The sequence below is a fragment of the Agromyces zhanjiangensis genome (assembly GCF_040496055.1).
Taxonomy (GTDB): Bacteria; Actinomycetota; Actinomycetes; order Actinomycetales; family Microbacteriaceae; genus Agromyces; species Agromyces zhanjiangensis.
This window is the reverse complement of sequence record NZ_JBEPKB010000003.1, coordinates 371,798-389,357: the sequence shown is the minus strand read 5'-3', so window position 1 is coordinate 389,357 and position 17,560 is coordinate 371,798. Positions and strand designations below refer to the sequence as shown.

14 protein-coding genes are annotated in these 17,560 nt (G+C 73.3%); 8 read left to right on the top strand and 6 right to left on the bottom strand.

Annotation, left to right across the window (positions count from 1 at the left end; genetic code table 11):
- Positions 1 to 12: 12 nt before the first annotated feature.
- The gene (locus ABME02_RS08115) at positions 13 to 3,555 is read left to right on the top strand and encodes a TM0106 family RecB-like putative nuclease (RefSeq protein WP_353814772.1); all 3,543 of its coding nucleotides are present in this window, start codon (positions 13 to 15) and stop codon (positions 3,553 to 3,555) included.
- A 9-nt stretch (positions 3,556 to 3,564) separates the two neighbouring features.
- Here ABME02_RS08115 and ABME02_RS08110 read toward each other — a convergent pair whose 3' ends face one another.
- On the bottom strand, positions 3,565 to 4,002 hold the full coding sequence (locus ABME02_RS08110) for a YdeI/OmpD-associated family protein (protein ID WP_353814771.1): 438 nt from the start codon (positions 4,000 to 4,002) through the stop codon (positions 3,565 to 3,567).
- Positions 4,003 to 4,104: 102 nt separating this feature from the next.
- Between ABME02_RS08110 and ABME02_RS08105 the strand changes: the two genes are divergently transcribed.
- Complete coding sequence (locus tag ABME02_RS08105; protein ID WP_353814770.1) at positions 4,105 to 4,392, top strand: glutaredoxin family protein; 288 nt, start codon at positions 4,105 to 4,107, stop codon at positions 4,390 to 4,392.
- A 2-nt stretch (positions 4,393 to 4,394) separates the two neighbouring features.
- Here ABME02_RS08105 and ABME02_RS08100 read toward each other — a convergent pair whose 3' ends face one another.
- On the bottom strand, positions 4,395 to 5,396 hold the full coding sequence (locus ABME02_RS08100; protein ID WP_353814769.1) for an LLM class F420-dependent oxidoreductase: 1,002 nt from the start codon (positions 5,394 to 5,396) through the stop codon (positions 4,395 to 4,397).
- A 75-nt stretch (positions 5,397 to 5,471) separates the two neighbouring features.
- On the opposite strand from ABME02_RS08100, the gene ABME02_RS08095 reads away from it, so the two are divergent.
- Positions 5,472 to 5,978 carry a hypothetical protein gene (locus tag ABME02_RS08095; RefSeq protein WP_353814768.1) on the top strand — a complete coding sequence of 169 codons (507 nt, stop codon included), beginning with the start codon at positions 5,472 to 5,474 and terminating at the stop codon, positions 5,976 to 5,978.
- 51 nt (positions 5,979 to 6,029) lie between these two features.
- Here the strand turns inward: ABME02_RS08095 and ABME02_RS08090 are convergent, their stop codons facing one another.
- Together ABME02_RS08090 and ABME02_RS08085 are read right to left on the bottom strand one after the other, a co-directional pair.
- On the bottom strand, positions 6,030 to 7,214 hold the full coding sequence (locus ABME02_RS08090) for a baeRF3 domain-containing protein (protein WP_353814767.1): 1,185 nt from the start codon (positions 7,212 to 7,214) through the stop codon (positions 6,030 to 6,032).
- 151 nt (positions 7,215 to 7,365) lie between these two features.
- Complete coding sequence (locus ABME02_RS08085; protein WP_353814766.1) at positions 7,366 to 8,841, bottom strand: FAD-binding oxidoreductase; 1,476 nt, start codon at positions 8,839 to 8,841, stop codon at positions 7,366 to 7,368.
- A 243-nt stretch (positions 8,842 to 9,084) separates the two neighbouring features.
- Between ABME02_RS08085 and ABME02_RS08080 the strand changes: the two genes are divergently transcribed.
- From ABME02_RS08080 to ABME02_RS08065, 4 genes are all read left to right on the top strand, one after another.
- Positions 9,085 to 10,134 (top strand): LLM class flavin-dependent oxidoreductase, encoded by a 1,050-nt coding sequence (locus ABME02_RS08080; protein WP_353814765.1) that lies wholly within the window; start codon positions 9,085 to 9,087, stop codon positions 10,132 to 10,134.
- A 142-nt stretch (positions 10,135 to 10,276) separates the two neighbouring features.
- Positions 10,277 to 10,954 (top strand): DUF4956 domain-containing protein, encoded by a 678-nt coding sequence (locus ABME02_RS08075; RefSeq protein ID WP_353814764.1) that lies wholly within the window; start codon positions 10,277 to 10,279, stop codon positions 10,952 to 10,954.
- Positions 10,951 to 11,796, top strand: coding sequence for a polyphosphate polymerase domain-containing protein (locus ABME02_RS08070; protein ID WP_353814763.1), 846 nt, complete (start codon positions 10,951 to 10,953; stop codon positions 11,794 to 11,796). The genes ABME02_RS08075 and ABME02_RS08070 overlap by 4 nt, the downstream gene beginning before the upstream one ends.
- Positions 11,797 to 11,915: 119 nt before the next feature.
- Positions 11,916 to 13,712, top strand: coding sequence for a carbohydrate-binding domain-containing protein (locus tag ABME02_RS08065; protein ID WP_353814762.1), 1,797 nt, complete (start codon positions 11,916 to 11,918; stop codon positions 13,710 to 13,712).
- Positions 13,713 to 13,806: 94 nt separating this feature from the next.
- Here ABME02_RS08065 and ABME02_RS08060 read toward each other — a convergent pair whose 3' ends face one another.
- Both ABME02_RS08060 and ABME02_RS08055 read right to left on the bottom strand, forming a co-directional pair.
- Positions 13,807 to 15,546 carry a glycoside hydrolase family 13 protein gene (locus ABME02_RS08060; RefSeq protein WP_353814761.1) on the bottom strand — a complete coding sequence of 580 codons (1,740 nt, stop codon included), beginning with the start codon at positions 15,544 to 15,546 and terminating at the stop codon, positions 13,807 to 13,809.
- 137 nt (positions 15,547 to 15,683) lie between these two features.
- Positions 15,684 to 16,112: a transferase gene (locus ABME02_RS08055; protein WP_353814760.1), complete on the bottom strand. Its 429-nt coding sequence runs from the start codon at positions 16,110 to 16,112 to the stop codon at positions 15,684 to 15,686.
- Positions 16,113 to 16,250: 138 nt separating this feature from the next.
- On the opposite strand from ABME02_RS08055, the gene ABME02_RS08050 reads away from it, so the two are divergent.
- Positions 16,251 to 17,558, top strand: coding sequence for a glycosyltransferase (locus ABME02_RS08050; protein ID WP_353814759.1), 1,308 nt, complete (start codon positions 16,251 to 16,253; stop codon positions 17,556 to 17,558).
- The last annotated feature ends 2 nt before the right edge of the window (positions 17,559 to 17,560 follow it).

Genomic DNA, 17,560 nt, shown 5'->3' with positions numbered 1-17,560 from the left:
GGAGGGAGCCCGATGTACCTGGCCGACGGCACGGTGGTCACGAGCGCGAGCGACCTCAAGAAGGCGTCCGACTGCGAGTTCGCCTTCCTGCGCGAACTCGACGTGAAGCTCGGGCGCGAGACCCTCTTCGAGCCCGTCGCCGATGCCATGCTCGAGCGAGCCGGGCGCATGGGCGACGCGCACGAGCTGCGCGTCCTCGACCGCTATCGCGCCGAGTTCGGCGACGGCGTCGTCGAGATCGAACGGCCCGACCTCCGCGATCCGGCGCAGCTCGAGGCCGCGGTCGCGGCCACCCGTGACGCGTTCGAGTCGGGTGCTCCCGTCGTCTTCCAGGCGACGTTCGTCGACGACGGGTTCGTCGGCTTCGCCGACTTCATCGTCCGGCAGCCAGACGGCCGCTACCTCGTCCAGGACTCGAAGCTCGCGCGGCGGGCGCGTGTGACGGCGCTGCTGCAGCTCGCGGCATACGCCGCGCAGCTCGACCGCATCGGCGTGCCGCGGGCCGACGCGGTCGAGCTGCTGCTCGGCGACGGCACGACGAGCTCGCACCGTCTGGAGGACATCGAGCCCGTGTTCCTCCTCCGGCGCGAGCGGCTCCGGCAGATCGTCGACGAACGCATCGCCGCCGACGGGCCGGTCGAGTGGGGCGACCCGCGCTACGCGCTCGACGGGCGATGCCCGACCTGCGACCTCGAGGTGCAGGCGAACCGCGACCTGCTGCTCGTCGCCGGACTCCGCATCACGCAGCGCGCCCACTTCCACGCCGCGGGCATCACGACGATCGACGAGCTCGCGGCGTCCACCGGGCCGGTCGACGGCGTGCTCGAAGCGACGCTCGAAGGCCTGCGCGTGCAGGCGCGGCTGCAGCTCGTCGCCGAGGCCGAGGCGCTCGCGGCCGAGGCATCCGGCGAGCACTCGCCCGACGACCCGCCGCTGCCGCCGCCGGTCGAGGTGCGCGAGCCGGGCGCGCTCGCGGCGATCCCCGAGCCCGACGCGGGCGACCTGTTCTTCGACTTCGAGGGCGACCCGCTCTACACCGAAGGCGCGGCCACCGAGTGGGGGCTCGACTACCTCTTCGGCATGATCGACGTCGACGAGCGGTTCACGCCGATCTGGGCGCACGGCTTCGCGGAGGAGCGCGAGGCGCTCGTGCGGTTCCTCGCGTTCGTGAAGGAGCGCCGATCGCGCCACCCGAACCTGCACATCTACCACTACGCGAGCTACGAGCGCACGCACCTCACCTCGATCGCGGCACGCCACGGCGTCGGCGAGGCCGAGGTCGACCAATTGCTCGCCGACGGCGTGCTCGTCGACCTCTACCCGATCGTCAAGCGCGCGGTGCGGGTCGGCAGCCGGTCCTACTCGATCAAGAAGCTCGAGCCCCTCTACATGGGCGAGCGGCTGCGCGAGGCCGACGTGAAGTCGGGCGGCGACTCGATCCTCGAGTACGTGCGCGCCCGCGAGCTCGCGGCGACCGGCGATGCGGAAGCCGCGCAGCTCGTGCTCGACGACCTCGCCGAGTACAACGAGTACGACTGCGTCTCGACGCTGCGCCTGCGCGACTGGCTGCTCGGCCTCGCCCGCACGCACGGGGTGGCGGCGGTGCCGGCGCTCCTGCTCGCCGAGCCGACGGTCAAGCAGTATGCGGCGAGCCCGCTCGCGACCGAGCTGTCCGCCCTCGCCGGCATCGCCGACGAGCGCCGCGACGACCCCGACCGCTCGGCGCTCGCCCTCGCGGCCGCCGCGATCGACTACCACGAGCGCGAGCTCAAGACGTTCTGGTGGGGTCACTTCTTCCGAGTCGAGCAGCCGCTCGAGGCGTGGGAGGACCATCGCGACGTGCTCGTCGTCGACCCGGCGCGCACCATCGTGCTGCACGACTGGTACCGCGAGGGCCGCCAGCAGTTCGACCGCCGCGAGCTGCTGCTCCGCGGTCGTATCGCCCCCGGTTCGCGGTTCAGCACAGGGTCCGAGCTGTACCTGCTCTACGACTGGCCGGCGCCGTTCCCGTCGTTCTCGCGGCGGCCGGGTTCCCGCGCCTGGGCGAAGGCGACCGTCCTCGAGGCGACGGCCGACGGCGTCCGCATCGAGGAGCGCTCGACCGTCGACGAGACCTGGCGCGACCTGCCGTTCGCGCTGGTGCCCGGCAACCCGCCGCCCGCCGGCCGGCAGAAGGCCGCGATCGCGGAGTGGGCCCGCCCGATCGTCGACCGGCAGCCCGCGTGGCCGAAGGACGCCGCCGTCGACCTGCTCCGCCGCATCCCGCCGCGCACGCGGACGGGCGCGCTCGCGCCCCTGCCCGACCACGAGTACGTCGGCGCGGTGGTCCGCTCGCTCGGCGACCTCGACGACTCCTACCTCGCCGTGCAGGGCCCTCCCGGCACCGGCAAGACCTACGTCGCGGCGCACGTCATCGCTCGCCTCGTCGGTCACCACGGCTGGAAGGTCGGCGTCGTGGCCCAGTCGCACGCCGTCGTCGAGCACCTGCTCGACGCCGTCGTGGCCGCAGGGCTCGACCCGCGACGCATCGCGAAGGCGCCGAAGGAGCGGGGCGACGACACTGCTCGCGGGTGGACGGCGATCGAGAAGGACGGCATGGCCGCGTTCATCGCCGCGAACCGCGACCGGGGGTTCGTCGTCGGCGGCACCGCGTGGGACTTCGCCAACGCCGACCGGGTCGGCCGTCGCGCGCTCGACGTGCTCGTCGTCGACGAGGCCGGGCAGTTCTCGCTCGCCTCCACCATCGCGGCCTCGGTCGCGGCGCGGCGCCTGCTCCTCCTCGGCGACCCCCAGCAGTTGCCGCAGGTGAGCCAGGGGACGCACCCCGAGCCCGTCGACATGTCCGCACTCGGCTGGGTCGCCGACGGCCATGACGTGCTGCCGCCCGAGTTCGGGTACTTCCTCGCCGAGAGCCGGCGCATGCACCCGGCGCTCGCGTCCTCCGTCTCGGAGCTGTCGTACGAGGGCGAACTCGCGTCGCACCCGTCCGCGGCGCTCCGCGGGATCGACGGCGTGGAGCCGGGCCTGACGCCCGTGCCGATCGCGCACGAGGGCAACACGACGGAGTCGGCGGAGGAGGCCGCCGAGGTCGTCCGCATCGTCGGGTCGCTGCTCGGGCGTGCCTTCACCGGCATCGCGCACGGCGACGGCGAACCCGTCCCCGCGACCCCCAGACCGCTCGAGCAGGGCGACGTCATCGTGGTGACGCCGTACAACGCCCAGCTCGCGGTCGTGCGCGACGCGCTCGACCGGGCGGGCTTCACCGCGGTCCCCGTCGGCACGGTCGACAAGTTCCAGGGCCAGGAGGCCGCGGTCGCGATCGTCTCGCTCGCGGCGTCATCGGCGGCCGCGGCGCCGCGCGGCGTCGAGTTCCTCCTGCTCAAGAACCGGTTGAACGTCGCGATCTCGCGCGCGCAGGTCGCCGCCTACCTCATCCACTCGCCGGGCCTCCTCGACGCGCTGCCGCGCACGCCGCAGGGCGTGGCGCAGCTCAGTGCGTTCGCGCGACTCGTCGGCGTCGAGCTGCCGGCGTGGGAGCGCGAGCCGGTCGGTTGATGAACCCCGTCACCCGCTGACGAGCTTCTCGACGGCCTTCGCGATGCGGCGCGCCCGGGTCTCGGGCGTCTTCGCGTCCACGATCGCGGTCACGTGGGCCTTCCTGTGGCTGGGTGCGAGCCGGTCGAACGCCTCGCGCGCACCCGGCGTCGAGTCGAGCGCCGCTGCGAGGTCTTCGGGCGGCTCGACCGTGCGAGGTTCGGTGTCGAGCTCGAGCTCGACCGAGATCGGGTCGCCTCCCGAGATCCCTGTCGCGGCCCGCTTGTCGGAGCTGAAGGGGATCAGGTGGCGACTGCCCATCACGGCGAGCGTGCTGCGGTACCGGTAGCCGTTGACGATCACGACGACGGGTGCACGGCGACCCCCGCCGAGCGCCTCGACGACCTCGGCCGGCACCTCGATCCCGGTGTTGTTGCCGGTCTGCCACATGGTGGTCTCGAACTGCATGGCTCCGAGCCTCGCACCGAGGGGGCCGTGCCGGAACCCCCCTCCGGGGCATCCGGTCCCACGCTGGGAATACCGCACAGGATACCCACGTACGTTATTCGCATGACCTCCCCCATGACCGACCCGAACCCTGCTGCCCGCATCACGATGTACGGCGCCGAGTGGTGCGGCGACTGCCGCCGCTCGAAGGCGCTGCTCGACCGCCGCGGCGTCGACTACGAGTACGTCGACCTCATGGTCGTCGCCGACGGCGCCGACCGCGCGAAGGCGATCTCGGGCCGCACGAACATCCCCGTCGTCGTGTTCCCCGACGGCACCCACTTCACCGAGCCCACCGACGCCGAGCTCGGCGCGAAGCTCGACGCCGTCGCCTCCGGCCCCGCCGCCTGAGCTCAGGCGAGCGCGGGCATGACCTCGCGCTCGTAGAGCTCCATGCCCGAGCGGTCGTACGCCGCCTCCGGGAAGTAGTGGATGGCGTAGCCGAGGCCGCGCTCGCGCATGTCGAGGAGCTTCTCCACGACCTGCTCGGGCGTGCCGACCGCGATGGCCGCATCGGAGCGGAAGTCGTGGATGAACTTCGCCGCCGCCTTCGGGCCGGCCGAGCCGGCCACGCGGGCCTCGACGGCCTGGAGGCGGCGTTCGACATCGGCCTCGTCGTCGCCGATGACGGTGTTGAAGTTCGCGCTGCGCACGATCGAACCGAAGTCGCGTCCGAGTCGCTCGGCGTGCCCGCGCAGCACCTCGCTCTTGTGGCTGAACTCCTCGGGGCTGCCGTAGAAGTTCGTGTACGCGGCGTACTGCGCCGCGATCTTCAGCGTCACCTTCTCGCCGCCTCCGGCGACCCACATGGGCACGCCGCCCTCCTGCAACGGCTGCGGCTGCACGATCGCGTCGTCGACCGTGTAGAACTCCCCGTCGAGCGTGGCCCGGCCCGTGGTCCACGCCTGGTGCATGATCTCGACGCCCTCGCGCAGCATGCGGAGCCGCTCGGGCGCGTGCGGGAATCCGTACCCGTAGGCGCGCCACTCGTGCTCGTACCATCCGGCGCCGATACCCATCTCGAGGCGCCCGCCCGAGATGACGTCGACGGTGGCGGCGACCTTCGCCAGGTACGCCGGGTTCCGGTAGGCCATGCACGTGCACATCTGGCCGATCCGGACCCGCGAGGTCGACGCCGCGTACGCGGACATCAGCGACCACGCCTCGTGCGTGGCCTCCGTCTCGCTCGGCACGGGGACGGTGTGGAAGTGGTCGTAGACCCAGATCGACTCCCACGGCGAGTCCTCGCGGTCGGCGAACGCGGCGAGGCCGTGCATCGTCGACCAGTGGTCGGCCGGCTCGATGCCGACGAGATCGTGGCGCCAGCCCTGGGGCACGAAGAATCCGAATCGCATCGGGCCAGCCTACGGTCGCGATCTCAGCGTCAGCACTGATGTCGTCGGTCGGTGGCATCCGTAGCGTCAGCGAACATGGCCCACACGATCGACCACGCGCACGTCCTCGTCGACGAGCTGTCCGCCGTCGCGGTCACGAGCGGCGGCGTCCGCGTCATCCACCTCTCGGGTGTCGCGACCTGCCCCAGCGAACTGTGGCACGTCGACGTCGTCGCCGCCGGGCGCCCGCCGTTCATCGGCACGCCGGCCGGCCGCCTCGCCGTCGACCTGAAGTCGGCCCAGCCGCGTCGTCGGGGTCGCTTCCGTGCGGTCCGCGTGCCGTTCGAGGCGATCATCGAGGACGAGCGCACGCACGAGGTCGAGGTGCACCTGGAGTGCCAGCCCGCGGTCGTGCTGCCCGTGCTGGAGGCCGACGACTCGTTCGGTGCCGGGGCGCGGGCGACCGCGCGCCGGCGCGCCGGCATGGCGGGTCGCGCGGTTCCGGTGGCCGCGCACGCGATGACGGATGCCGCGCAGCGTGTGCTCGGCGCCATGCGCGACCGGTTCTCCGGGTTCGCGCCGGGGCTCGCCGTCGCCGTCTGACGACCGGGTCGGCCGTGGCGCCGGCCGTCGCGACCGGCGCCTCGGCACGGATCAGGCGAGGGCGAACCGCAGCTCCGCCATGGCGGGCCCGGTCCACACCGCGTTCTCGAGGTCGTCGCCGCGCACCGTGACGACCTTGCCGCCGCGCGCGATGACGAGCATCGCGAGCTGGGGCAGGAGGTCACCGGCGTGCCGGCCGTCGGAGAGGGTCTCGCCGCTGCCGTGGTCCGTGGCGAACTCGATGGCACCCGACTCGTGGTCGAGCGTGCCGTTCACCGACGTGGTGAAGTCGAACCAGAGCCGCTCGACGGCGCCGTCGGCCGCGAGTCGACCGATCGCCGCGAGGTCGCGCTCGACTCGCCCGGCACTGCCGTCGGCGAGCCCGCTGAGCGCGGCCTTCGCCTCGTTCACGTTGAGTTGGGCGAGCTGCTGGCGCAGCGCGCCGTCGATCTCGGCGGCGCCCAGCCGGTCGGGGCCGCCCTGGACGCCGACCACCCGCCGGCCGTTGTGGGCGCGGTCGAGGAACGAGCTGAGCAGCGGCTCGGCCGCGAAGACGAACAGCGGCACCTTCGCGTCGGCGTCGTGCTCCTGCAGTTCGTGCCAGACGGCGTCGGCGACGCGCTTGGCGTAGATGTCGTGGATCTCGGGGCGGCGATCGCCCTCGTTCGTGCCGCGGTCTCCGTGACCGCCGCCCCGGCGTCGCAGGCCCTCGCCTGCCTCGCGGTTGGCGGCGTCGTCGAGGTTGCGCGGCAGCTCCGGGTCGAGCGGCATCTGCTCGGCGCGGGCGGTGGGGAGCGCGTGCCAGAGCGCCCACTCGTTCGAGGAGAGCGTGACCGCGAAGGCCTCCTGGTCCTGGCTGGGAGCCCGGAGCAGCTGCCCGAGCGCGAAGTGCGAGCCCACGTGGACGGCGTCGTCGAGACGGTTCGGCAGGACGTAGACGTCGGTGAACCCCGGGGCGACGAAGACCGCGAGCGAGCGGGAGAGGCCCGCCCAGAGCGTCCGGTCGGCGATCACGGCATCTCGCTCGGCCTTGAGCGCGTCGACCTCACCCGCTTCGGCCCCGTCGGCGCGGATGCGGTCGATGGCCTCGTCGAAGGCGCTCTTCACGGCGACCTCGGCGCGCTCGCGTTCGCTGACCACCGGCGACGTGGCCGCGTAGATCGTGATCGCGGGATGGTGCTCGCCCGCCAGCGTCGAGAAATCGGTCGTGGTGGGCAGTTCGTGGTGAACCGTCATACGTCCCTCCCCCAGGTCCGGCGACATCGTCGTCGCGTGTCCCCAGCCTAGGAACCTCGACGCGGAAGCGACAGACCCATTCGTCCCCCACCGGATGTGCGGGGTGCGGAACGGGCCCGGCGCGAACGCCGGGCCCGTTGCCGTCGCCGTGTCAGCGGCCGACGGGGTGGTTCGAGCGGATGACCCCGGTGGGGTCGACCGCATGCTTGATCGCGCGCAGCCGCGCCAGCCGGCCGTCGTCGCCGAAGAACCGCGAACCCGTCGTCTGCCGCTCGATGAAGTTCAGGTACTCGACGGGCGCGCGCCACGGCTCGATGCGCGAGAGCAGCCGTCCGAGCGAGGCGACGACGGCCTCGTGCGACTCGGGCACCGAGACGCCGACTCCGTAGACGAGGTACTCGGCCTCGAGGCCGCCGACGGCGCCGGGGATCGGCAGCCCGCGATCGGCGGCGACCTCCAGGGCGGCCGACGGCGCGAACGCCCCGCCGAGGTGCCGGATCTCGGCCGAGAGCAGCGCGGTGTCGGCGTCGGGACCGACGGCGGCGACGAACGCGCGGATCGCGTCGGCCGGAAGGTCGGCGAGCATCATGCCGTCGCCGTGCCCGGGGGTCGGGCCGGGCGGGTCCATGTGCAGCTGCAGCAGTTCGGAGGGTGCCTGCGGGTGCACGGAGTCCATCGCGGGGCCGAGCGCCCGCATCGGGGCGAGCAGGGCGTCGGCGCGATCGGGCGACTCCTGGACGACGGCCTCGACGAGGACGAACGACTGACCGGAGAGGAACGGCGGCAGCTCCGGCATCGGCGGGAACCGCAGCACGCGACCGACCGACGTGACCGTGTCGGGCACCGAGCGGGTCCACTCGGCCCACGCCTGCAGCACCTCCTCAGTGCGCTCGATCGGGAAGAACAGCGCGCCGGCGACGACCCGGTCGATCTCGAACAGGCCGAACTCGAGCGCGGTCACGACGCCGAAGTCGCCGCCGCCGCCGCGCACGGCCCAGAACAGCTCGGGGTCGTGCTGCGCGTCGACCCGACGGAACTCGCCGTCGGCGGTGACGAGCTCGACGGCAGTGACGTGGTTGGCGGCGAGGCCGTGCGCACGGCCGAGGAACGAGACGCCGCCGCCGAGCGTGTAGCCGACCACGCCGACGTCGTGCGAGGAGCCGGCGAGCGCGGCGAGGCCGTGCGGCGCGGTCGCGGCGACGACGTCGCCCCAGAGCACGCCCGGTTCGACGCGTGCGATGCGCTGCGTCGGGCGGACCTCGACCGCGCGCAGCTCGTGCGTGCGGAGGAGGATGGCGTCGGCGAGCCCGCCGCCCTCGACGAGCGGTCCGGCGTTGTGGCCGGTGGCCTGCGGCGCGACGGCGAGCCCGAGCTCGCGCGCGGCGCGGACGGTGCGGGCGACGTCGGCGACGGATGCCGCGACGACGACCGCGGCGGGACGCTGGTCGACGGCGAGGTTCCACGCGAGGCGGTCGGTGTCGTAGCCGGCCTCGCCCGGAAGGGAGAGGCGCCCGTCGAGGCGCTCGGCGAGCAGCGCGAACGATTCGCGGAGCGACATGGCGGGGGCGGGGGTCTCGGTGGCCGCCGCGGTGTCGGCCGCGACGGTGTCGGAGGCGAGCGGGTTCACTGGTGGTCCTTTCACGGGGTGATGGGTCGCGGGCCGGGCGGCGGCCGTTCACGGCCAGGTCCGACGGCCGCCCGGATCACCGGGGGCGCTCACGACGCGAGTTCCATCCAATGCGGCGGGCGGCCCCCGAGGATCAGGAGGATCCCGCCGATCCGCTCAGGGTTATCCCGAGCATCCGTCGCAGCAGGGTCCCGCTCGCAGCCGCCCGGAATAGCCCACCCGCGTGGGCGGTTGCAGCTTGGGATGCCTCCCTCGCCACGCCTCTCGGTCCTCGATCTCATCCCCGTCCGGAGCGGGCAGTCCTCGGCGGAGGCCGTCGCCGCGTCCGTCGGCCTCGCGCAGGCCGCCGACCGGCTCGGCTACACGCGCTACTGGTTCGCCGAGCACCACAACATGCCCTCGGTCGCATCGACCACGCCGCCCGTGCTCATCGCGGCGACCGCCGCGCGGACCGAGCGCATCCGCGTCGGGTCGGGAGGCGTGATGCTGCCGAACCACGCCCCCCTCGTCGTGGCCGAGCAGTTCGCCGCGCTGGAGGCGCTCGCGCCGGGCCGCATCGACCTCGGCATCGGGCGCGCGCCGGGCAGCGACCCGGTGATCACCCAGCTCCTGCGCGTGAGCGGGCCGACCGCCGACGTCGACCGCTTCCCCGACCATGTCGCCGACATCCTCAGCCTGCTCTCGCCCGACGGTGCGACGCTGCGCCTGACGAGCGGGCGCGAGTACCCGATCCAGGCGACGCCCGCGGCAAGCGCGGTGCCCGAGCTGTGGCTGCTCGGCAGCTCCGACTACTCGGCGAAGCTGGCGGCCGAGCTGGGCCTGCCGTACGTCTTCGCGAACCACTTCTCGGGCGAGGGCCTCGAGCAGGCGCTCGAGCTGTACCGCTCCGGCTACCGGCCGAGCGAGCGTCATCCGTCGCCGCAGACGATCCTCACGCTGAACGCCGTCGTCGCCGAGACGGCCGACGACGCCGAGGCGCGCGCGCTGCCGCAGCTGCGCGCGATGGCACGGCTGCGCCTCAATCGGCCGATGCGCCCGCTCGAGACCGTCGAGGAGGCGCAGGCCGCGCCGCGCGACTCCGACGCCGAGGACGTGATCGCGCGCATGCGCACCCGGTGGGTGATCGGCGGCGCGGACACCGCGGCATCCGCCGTGCGCACCCTCGCCGAACGCCACGGCATCGACGAGGTCATGGTCGCGCCGATCGCGGGTGCGCGTGCCGATGAGCCGGTCGACGCGTCGCCCGGCCGCGTGCGCACGCTCGAGCTGCTCGCGGAGGGCCTGGCCGAGTAGCGTCGCGCCACCGCGCACCCGAGTGCGCGGCGCGCTCAGGCGACCCGCACGACGCTCATAGGAACGTCATCGGATCGCCACAGGGTCCTGAACGGGGCATCCGGCTTCATGGGTACTCCCAACACACATTCGGAGCCCCCACATGGACCAGACCCTCCTCATCGTCGCCGACCTCGTCGCCGTCGCCCTGCTCACCTTCGCCCTCTACTTCCCCCGCCACCGGCGGCGCGACCTCGTCGTCGCGTACCTCACCGTGAACGTCGGGGTGCTCGCGGTGTCGCTCGTGCTCGGATCGAGCACGATCGGCGCCGGGCTCGGGCTGGGGCTGTTCGGCGTGCTGTCGATCATCCGGCTGCGGTCGAGCGAGATCGAGCAGCACGAGGTCGCGTACTACTTCGCGGCGCTCGCGATCGGGCTCCTCGGCGGGCTGGGGTCGAGCTTCGGCTGGCTGACCGTCGGCCTCATGGCCCTCGTGCTCGCGGTGCTCGCCGTGGGCGACCACCCGGGGCTGTTCCGTCGTTCGCGCCAGCAGGTGCTCGTGCTCGACCGCGCGTTCCCCGACGAGCGCGAGCTGCACGACCACCTCGGCGCCCTGCTCGGCGCTCGGATCCGCTCGGCGCGCGTCGACGAGCTCGACCTCGTCAACGACTCCACGACCGTGACAGTGCGCTTCGACGCGCCGAGGTCGAACCGGGCGGATGCCCCGGCGCAGCGCCGCGCGCGTCCCCTCGGGACCGATGCCCCCGTGGCGACGGTCGCGACCGGCGCCCCCGCGACGCGGTTCGACGGCGCGGTGCAGTTCGAGGGAGCGGGACGATGAGCGCGCGGCACGCGGCATCCGCCACCCCCGCGCCGCTGGCCCTGCTCGACTCGGTGGAGGGCATCGACCTCGGCGGGCTGAACGCCGAGGCCGAGCTGCAGACCCGCATCGACCGCAAGTACATGCTGCCGATCGGGGCGCTGCCGGGGATCCTCGCGCTGCTCCCCGGTGGGGTCCGCGTGCTCGACCTCGACGGCACCCGGGCGAGCGCGTACGAGTCGGTCTACTTCGACACCCCCGAGCTCACGAGCTTCCGCCTCGCGGCGCACGCCCGCCGGCGGCGATTCAAGATCCGCACGCGCTCCTACGTCGAGTCCGAGGCGAGCTTCCTCGAGGTGAAGACCCGCGGCGGCCGGGCGCTCACGGTGAAGGACCGCATCGCGGTCGACCCGGCGTCCACCGACGCGCTCTCCGGCGAGGCCCGCGCGTACGCCGACGAGGTGCTCGCCGAGGCCGGCATCGGCGAACTCGGCCGGGCACGCCTCGACCCCGTGCTCACGACCTCGTACCGGCGGGCCACGCTCCTGCTTCCGGCCGAGCCCGGCCGGCCCGCGAGCCGCGCCACGATCGACGTCGACCTCGCCTGGATCGACCGCGGCGTCGACGGCCGGTTCGGCCGCGTGCTCCGCACGCCCGGGTCGGCGATCGTCGAGACGAAGTCCGGCTCGCAGGCCGGCGCCGTCGATCGACTGCTCTGGTCCGCGGGGCATCGGCCGATGCGCGTCTCGAAGTACGCCACCGGGCTCGCCGCGATCCGGCCCGACCTCCCCGCCAACCGCTGGACGCGCGCGCTCGACCGGCACTTCCGCTCCGCGACCGCCACGACCGAACCGCTCGGCTGAGCGGCCCGCGCGGCCCGCCCGCGACCTCGGCCGTCGCCGCCCGCCCGGGGCGCCACGCGCCGCCGCCCCGCCACTCCCGATCCATCCCACTGTCGACCGTCCCCACGAAAGGACCTGCCATGACCCCCTTCCGCTTCCCCCGCCCCGCCGCCGCCGACGACGACCCCCGCCGTGTGGCACGCCGGCCCTGGCTCGCCGCCGCCCGCGTCGCGCCGATCGTGCTCGCCGGCACGCTCGTCTTCGCCGGCTGCACGGCGACGACCGCCGCGAGCACGAGCGACGACTCGGCGAGCGCCGACTCGACCGTGTCGCTCGCGGCCACCGCATCCGTCGATCCCGGCGTGACGGCCGCCGAGGCGATGGCGGCCAACGAGGAACCGCCGGGCGAGGACGGCGACGACACGTGGGACGCCGCGGACGAGATCGCGATCTCGCTCGACGGCGGAACCGCGACGGTCGACGACGCCTCGGGCGACGCGACCGGCGTGAGCGTCGACGGCGCCACCGTGACGATCACCGCCGCCGGCACGTACCGCCTGAGCGGTGAGCTGGCCGGCCAGGTCGTCGTCGACACGGCCGACGACGGGCTCGTGCGCCTCATCCTCGACGGCGTCGACATCTCGAGCGAGTCCACGGCGGCCCTCGCCGTCACGAGCGCCGATCGCGTGCAGGTCGTCCTCGCGGACGGCAGCGAGAACACGCTCGCCGACACGTCCGGCTACGCCGAGGACGCCGACGTCAACGCCGCGCTGTTCAGCTCGGCCGACCTCGAGATCGCCGGCACGGGCGCGCTCACCGTGCAGGGCAACGCGAACGACGGCATCGCCTCGAAGGACGGACTGCTCATCTCGGGCGGCGACCTCGCGGTCGAGGCGGTCGACGACGGCATCCGCGGCAAGGACGAGGTCGTGATCGAGGGCGGCACCGTCACTGTGACCGCCGGCGGCGACGGCCTCAAGGCCGACAACGCCGAGGAGGCCGACCGCGGCTACATCGCGATCGCGGGCGGCACCGTCACGATCGACGCCGGCGGCGACGGCCTCGACGCGGCCACCGACGTCGTGATCTGGGGCGGCACGCTCGACGTGACCGCCGGCGGCGGCGCGGGCGCCTCCGTCTCGGAGGACACCTCGACCAAGGGCGTCAAGGGCGCCGTCTCGGTCATCGTCGACGGCGGCGAGGTCTCCGTCGACGCCGCCGACGACGCCGTGCACACCGACAACACCGCGCACCTCGCGAGCGGCACGATCACGCTCGCGACCGGCGACGACGGCGTGCACGCCGAGGTCGCTCTGACGGTGTCGGGCGGCTCGCTCGACGTGACGACGTCGTACGAGGCCCTCGAGGCCGACGCCATCGTGATCGCCGGCGGCGGCATCTCGGTCACCGCCTCCGATGACGGCCTCAACGCCGGCAGCTCGCTCGAGATCTCGGGCGGCGAGCTCGTCGTCGACGCCGAGGGCGACGGACTCGACTCGAACGGCACCATCGCGATGTCGGGCGGCGACGTGGTCGTCAACGGCCCCACCGGAAACGGCGACGGCGCGCTCGACGTCGACGGCGGCTTCGACATCACTGGCGGCACGCTCGTCGCCGGCGGCTCGTCGGGCATGGCGGTCGCCCCCTCGGCGGACGCCGCGCAGGCGTCGGTGCTCGTCACCCTCTCACAGCAGGTGGCCGCGGGCACCGAGCTTCAGGTCGTCTCCTCCGACGGCACCGTCGTCACGACGTACACCGCGACGAAGACCGTCGCCTCGCTCGCGGTCTCGAACGCCGACCTCGTGAACGGCGAGACCTACACGGTCACGGCGAACGGCCAGGTAATCGGCTCGGCCGTCGCCGGCGAGCAGGTGTCCGGCATGGGCGGCCCCGGCGGCGGCATGGGCGGCGGCGGGGCTCCCACGCCCCGCGGCTGACGCCGTCCCCGACACGATTCGAGTGCGATTCCCGCGTTCGAGGGCCGGCTCCGGCGTCCTCCACCGCAGGGATCGCACTCGTTCGCGCGCGCGCTCAGCCCGCGAGCGCGGTGACCCGCGCCTCCCACGGCGCGAGCGGGGCGTCGAACGCGCCGGGCGCGTCGGGCAGCGTGTTCGTGAGCACGGGCAGCGACTCCCGCCACCGGCCGGCGACCGCCTCGTCGAAGGCCGGATCGTGCTCGACCGAGGAGAGGTTCGCGACGACCAGCAGCCGATCCTCGCCGAGGACGCGCTCGAACGCGAAGATCGCCGGGTGCCCGGCATCCACCCGCTCGAACGACCCGTGGGAGACCACGCGTCGTTCGTGTCGGAGCGCGATGAGCTGACGGTGGTACTCGAACACCGAGCCCGGGTCGCCGACCTGGGCGGCCGCGTTGACGGTGGCGTGGTTCGGGTTCACCGCGAGCCATGGGAGCCCGGTCGTGAAGCCCGCGTTCGGCGTCGCGTCCCACTGCATCGGGGTGCGCGCGTGGTCGCGGCTCATGAGGCTGAGCCCGTCGAGCGCGTCGGCGACGGCCGTGCCGCTGGCCACGGCCTCGGCGTACGCGTTCAGGGACTCGACGTCGCGGTACTCGTCGAGCGCCGCGAACGGCGCGTTCGTCATCCCGAGTTCCTGCCCCTGGTACACGTAGGGCGTCCCGCGCTGCAGGTGCAGCATGGTCGCGAGCGCGGTCGCCGACGAGTACCAGTGCTCCTCCGCATCGCCGAAGCGGCTCACCGACCGGGGCTGGTCGTGGTTCTCGAGGTAGAGGCTGTTCCAGCCGCGATCGGCGAGGCCCTCCTGCCACTTGGCAAGGGAGGCCGCGAGCTCGCCGGGCGCGAGCGGGCGCGGGTGGAACTTCGTGGCGCCGTGGTCGAGGCCGACGTGCTCGAACTGGAACACCATGTCGACCTCGCGCCGGTCGGGGTCGGTGAAGAGGATCGCCTCGTCGATCGTCACGCCGGGCGTCTCGCCGACCGTGATGAGCCCCTCGCGCCCGTCGAACACCTCGCGGTGCATCTCCTGCATGAACTCGTGCAGGCGGGGGCCGTTCGTGTACGCCGCACCGCCGTCGCCGTACCGCCGACCCGATCGCACGGGTCCGTCGGGAAGGTGCGGATGCTTCGAGATGAGGTTGATCACGTCCATCCGGAAGCCGTCGGCGCCGCGGTCGAGCCACCAGCGCATCATCTCGTACACCGCGTGCCGCACCTCGGGGTTCTCCCAGTTCAGGTCGGGCTGCTTCACGTCGAACAGGTGGAGGTAGTACTCGCCGGTCGCCTCGTCCCACTCCCAGGTCGAGCCCGAGAAGAAGGACTCCCAGTTCGTGGGCTCGGCGCCGGGCTCGCCCCCGTGCGTGCCCTCGCGCGGCGGCCGCCACCAATACCAGTCGCGCTTCGGGTTCTCGCGGCTCGAACGCGACTCGACGAACCACGCGTGCTCGTCGGACGTGTGGTTGACGACGAGGTCCATGACGAGTCGGATGCCGCGCTCGTGCATCGCCGCGACGAGCGCGTCGAAGTCCTCCAGCGTCCCGAAGGTCGGGTCGATGTCGCGGTAGTCGCTGATGTCGTACCCGTTGTCGGCCTGGGGCGACCGGTGGATCGGCGACAGCCAGACCACGTCGACGCCGAGGCGTTCGAGGTGGTCGAGGCGCTGCATGATGCCGCGGAGGTCGCCGACGCCGTCGCCGTCGGAGTCCTGGAAGCTGCGCGGATACACCTGGTAGACCACGGCGGACTTCCACCAGTCCGGGGCGGTCGACGGATGCCTGGGCTCGCGTTCGTTCGCCATGCCCCGATCCTCGCAGCACGAGCGCGTCGCGTCACCTGTCGGGCGTGCGATTCGCGCCTCGGGCGGCCCGGCTGCGCCCGCCGGACATGACGATGCCCCGGGTGCGTGCCCGGGGCATCCGTTGCTCGGTGCGCGGCTCAGGCCGCGAGGCCGAGACGCCGCAGGTCGTCGCCGGAGGCGCGGTGCTCAGACCCATCGGGCACGGTCGCCTCGCGCGGCACGCGAGCGCCGTTCTGCACTCGCGCTCCGGCACCGACGGCCGCGTACGGGCCGACGACGGCGAAGCGCCCGACGACGGCGCCGCGGCCGACGCGCGCGTTCACGCCGATCGTCGCGTTCTCGGCGACGATCGCGTCCTGTTCCACCCAGGCGCCGTGCGACAGGGTCGCGCCCCGCTGCACCTCCGCGCCGGGATCGACGTATGCGGTCGGGTCGACGAACGCCGTCGGATCCACCTTCGCGGTCGTCGCCACGAGGCCGCGACCGTTCACGTGCTTGCGGTAGCGGCGCAGGATGCCGGCATCGTCTTCGAACTCGACGTAGCTGATGCCCACTCCGTCCTCCATTCCGTCCGGCATAGGGGTGCCGGATACAGGTACAACATCCGGGCTGACCGGGGCATTCCCAAGACTCGGTGCGGACCCTGTGGGAATCCATGGATATCCCTGATCACCGGACGTATGCACGCCCGTAGCGTCGCCCGCATGTCCACCTACCTGCTCTGCGCGAGCCCCATCCAGGGCCACGCATCCCCCGTCATCGAGATCGCCCGCGACCTCGTCGCGCGCGGCCACGACGTCACCGTGCTCACCGGCTCGCGCTTCCGCGCCGCGGTCGAGGCCGCGGGCGCCTCCCACCGCTCGCTCACCGGCATCGCGGACTTCGACGACCGGGCCATCCAGGATCACCTGCCCGACCGCGACCGGCACCGCGGCATCGCGAAGCTCGAGTACGACGTCCAGCGGATCTTCGTGCTCCCCATGTCGGAGCAGTTCCGTGCGCTCGCCGAGCTCGTCGAGGAACTCGCGCCCGACGCGATCCTCCTCGAGGCCGCGTTCACTGGCGCCATCCCGCTGCTGCTCGACGACCCCGCCACGCGCCCGCCGATCATCGCCGTCGGCGTCATCCCGCTCTCCCACCGGAGCACCGACACGGCGCCGAGCGGGCTCGGCCTCCCGCCGCGCTCCGACGCCGTCGGACGCCTCCGGAACCGCGCCCTCAACGCGCTCGTCGCGAAGGGCGTGTTCCGGAGGACCCAGGCCCTCGCCGATCGCACCGTGCGCGAGCTCGGCCGACCGGGACTCGACGAGTTCCTCTTCGACTTCACCAAGCGCTGCGACCGCTTCCTGCAGCTCTCGCCCGCGGAGTTCGAGTACCCCCGCAGCGACCTCAGCCCGAACGTGCGGTTCGTCGGCACGGTCCTGCCCGGCTCGCCGGCGACCGGCGAGCTGCCCGGGTGGTGGCACGAACTCGACGGCGACCGCCCCGTCGTGCACGTCAGCCAGGGCACGATCGACAACACGGACTTCGGCCGGCTCCTCCGCCCGACCCTCGACGCGCTCGCCGGCCGCGACGTGCTCGTGGTCGCCGCCACGGGCGGCCGTCCGGTCGCCGAGCTCGGCGACCTGCCCGCGAACGCGCGCGCCGCGGAGTTCCTGCCCTACGACCTGCTGCTGCCGAAGACCGACGTCTTCGTGACGAACGCGGGCTTCGGGGGGACGCAGTACGCCTTGAGCCACGGCGTGCCGATCGTCGCCGCGGGCGATACCGAGGACAAGCCCGAGGTCGCGATGCGCATCCAGTGGTCGGGGACCGGCCTGACCCTGCGGACCGGCTCGCCGACCGCGGCGGCCGTCGGGGCTGCGGTCCACCGGCTGCTCTCGGAGCCGTCGTTCCGCGACCGCGCGCGCGAGATGGCCCGCCGGATCGCGGGGTACGACAGCGCGTCGATCATCGCCTCCGAACTCGAGCAGGCGGCGTCCCACCGCGCCGCCTCGCTGCCGGCCCGCTGAGG

Coding starts and splice junctions, on each gene's coding strand:
- ABME02_RS08090 (WP_353814767.1), bottom strand. CDS start 7,214: ATGACGGTTCACCACGAACTGCCCACCACGACCGATTTCTCGACGCTG.
- ABME02_RS08095 (WP_353814768.1), top strand. CDS start 5,472: ATGGCCCACACGATCGACCACGCGCACGTCCTCGTCGACGAGCTGTCC.
- ABME02_RS08115 (WP_353814772.1), top strand. CDS start 13: ATGTACCTGGCCGACGGCACGGTGGTCACGAGCGCGAGCGACCTCAAG.
- ABME02_RS08070 (WP_353814763.1), top strand. CDS start 10,951: ATGAGCGCGCGGCACGCGGCATCCGCCACCCCCGCGCCGCTGGCCCTG.
- ABME02_RS08060 (WP_353814761.1), bottom strand. CDS start 15,546: ATGGCGAACGAACGCGAGCCCAGGCATCCGTCGACCGCCCCGGACTGG.
- ABME02_RS08055 (WP_353814760.1), bottom strand. CDS start 16,112: ATGGAGGACGGAGTGGGCATCAGCTACGTCGAGTTCGAAGACGATGCC.
- ABME02_RS08065 (WP_353814762.1), top strand. CDS start 11,916: ATGACCCCCTTCCGCTTCCCCCGCCCCGCCGCCGCCGACGACGACCCC.
- ABME02_RS08110 (WP_353814771.1), bottom strand. CDS start 4,002: ATGCAGTTCGAGACCACCATGTGGCAGACCGGCAACAACACCGGGATC.
- ABME02_RS08105 (WP_353814770.1), top strand. CDS start 4,105: ATGACCTCCCCCATGACCGACCCGAACCCTGCTGCCCGCATCACGATG.
- ABME02_RS08080 (WP_353814765.1), top strand. CDS start 9,085: ATGCCTCCCTCGCCACGCCTCTCGGTCCTCGATCTCATCCCCGTCCGG.
- ABME02_RS08075 (WP_353814764.1), top strand. CDS start 10,277: ATGGACCAGACCCTCCTCATCGTCGCCGACCTCGTCGCCGTCGCCCTG.
- ABME02_RS08100 (WP_353814769.1), bottom strand. CDS start 5,396: ATGCGATTCGGATTCTTCGTGCCCCAGGGCTGGCGCCACGATCTCGTC.
- ABME02_RS08050 (WP_353814759.1), top strand. CDS start 16,251: ATGTCCACCTACCTGCTCTGCGCGAGCCCCATCCAGGGCCACGCATCC.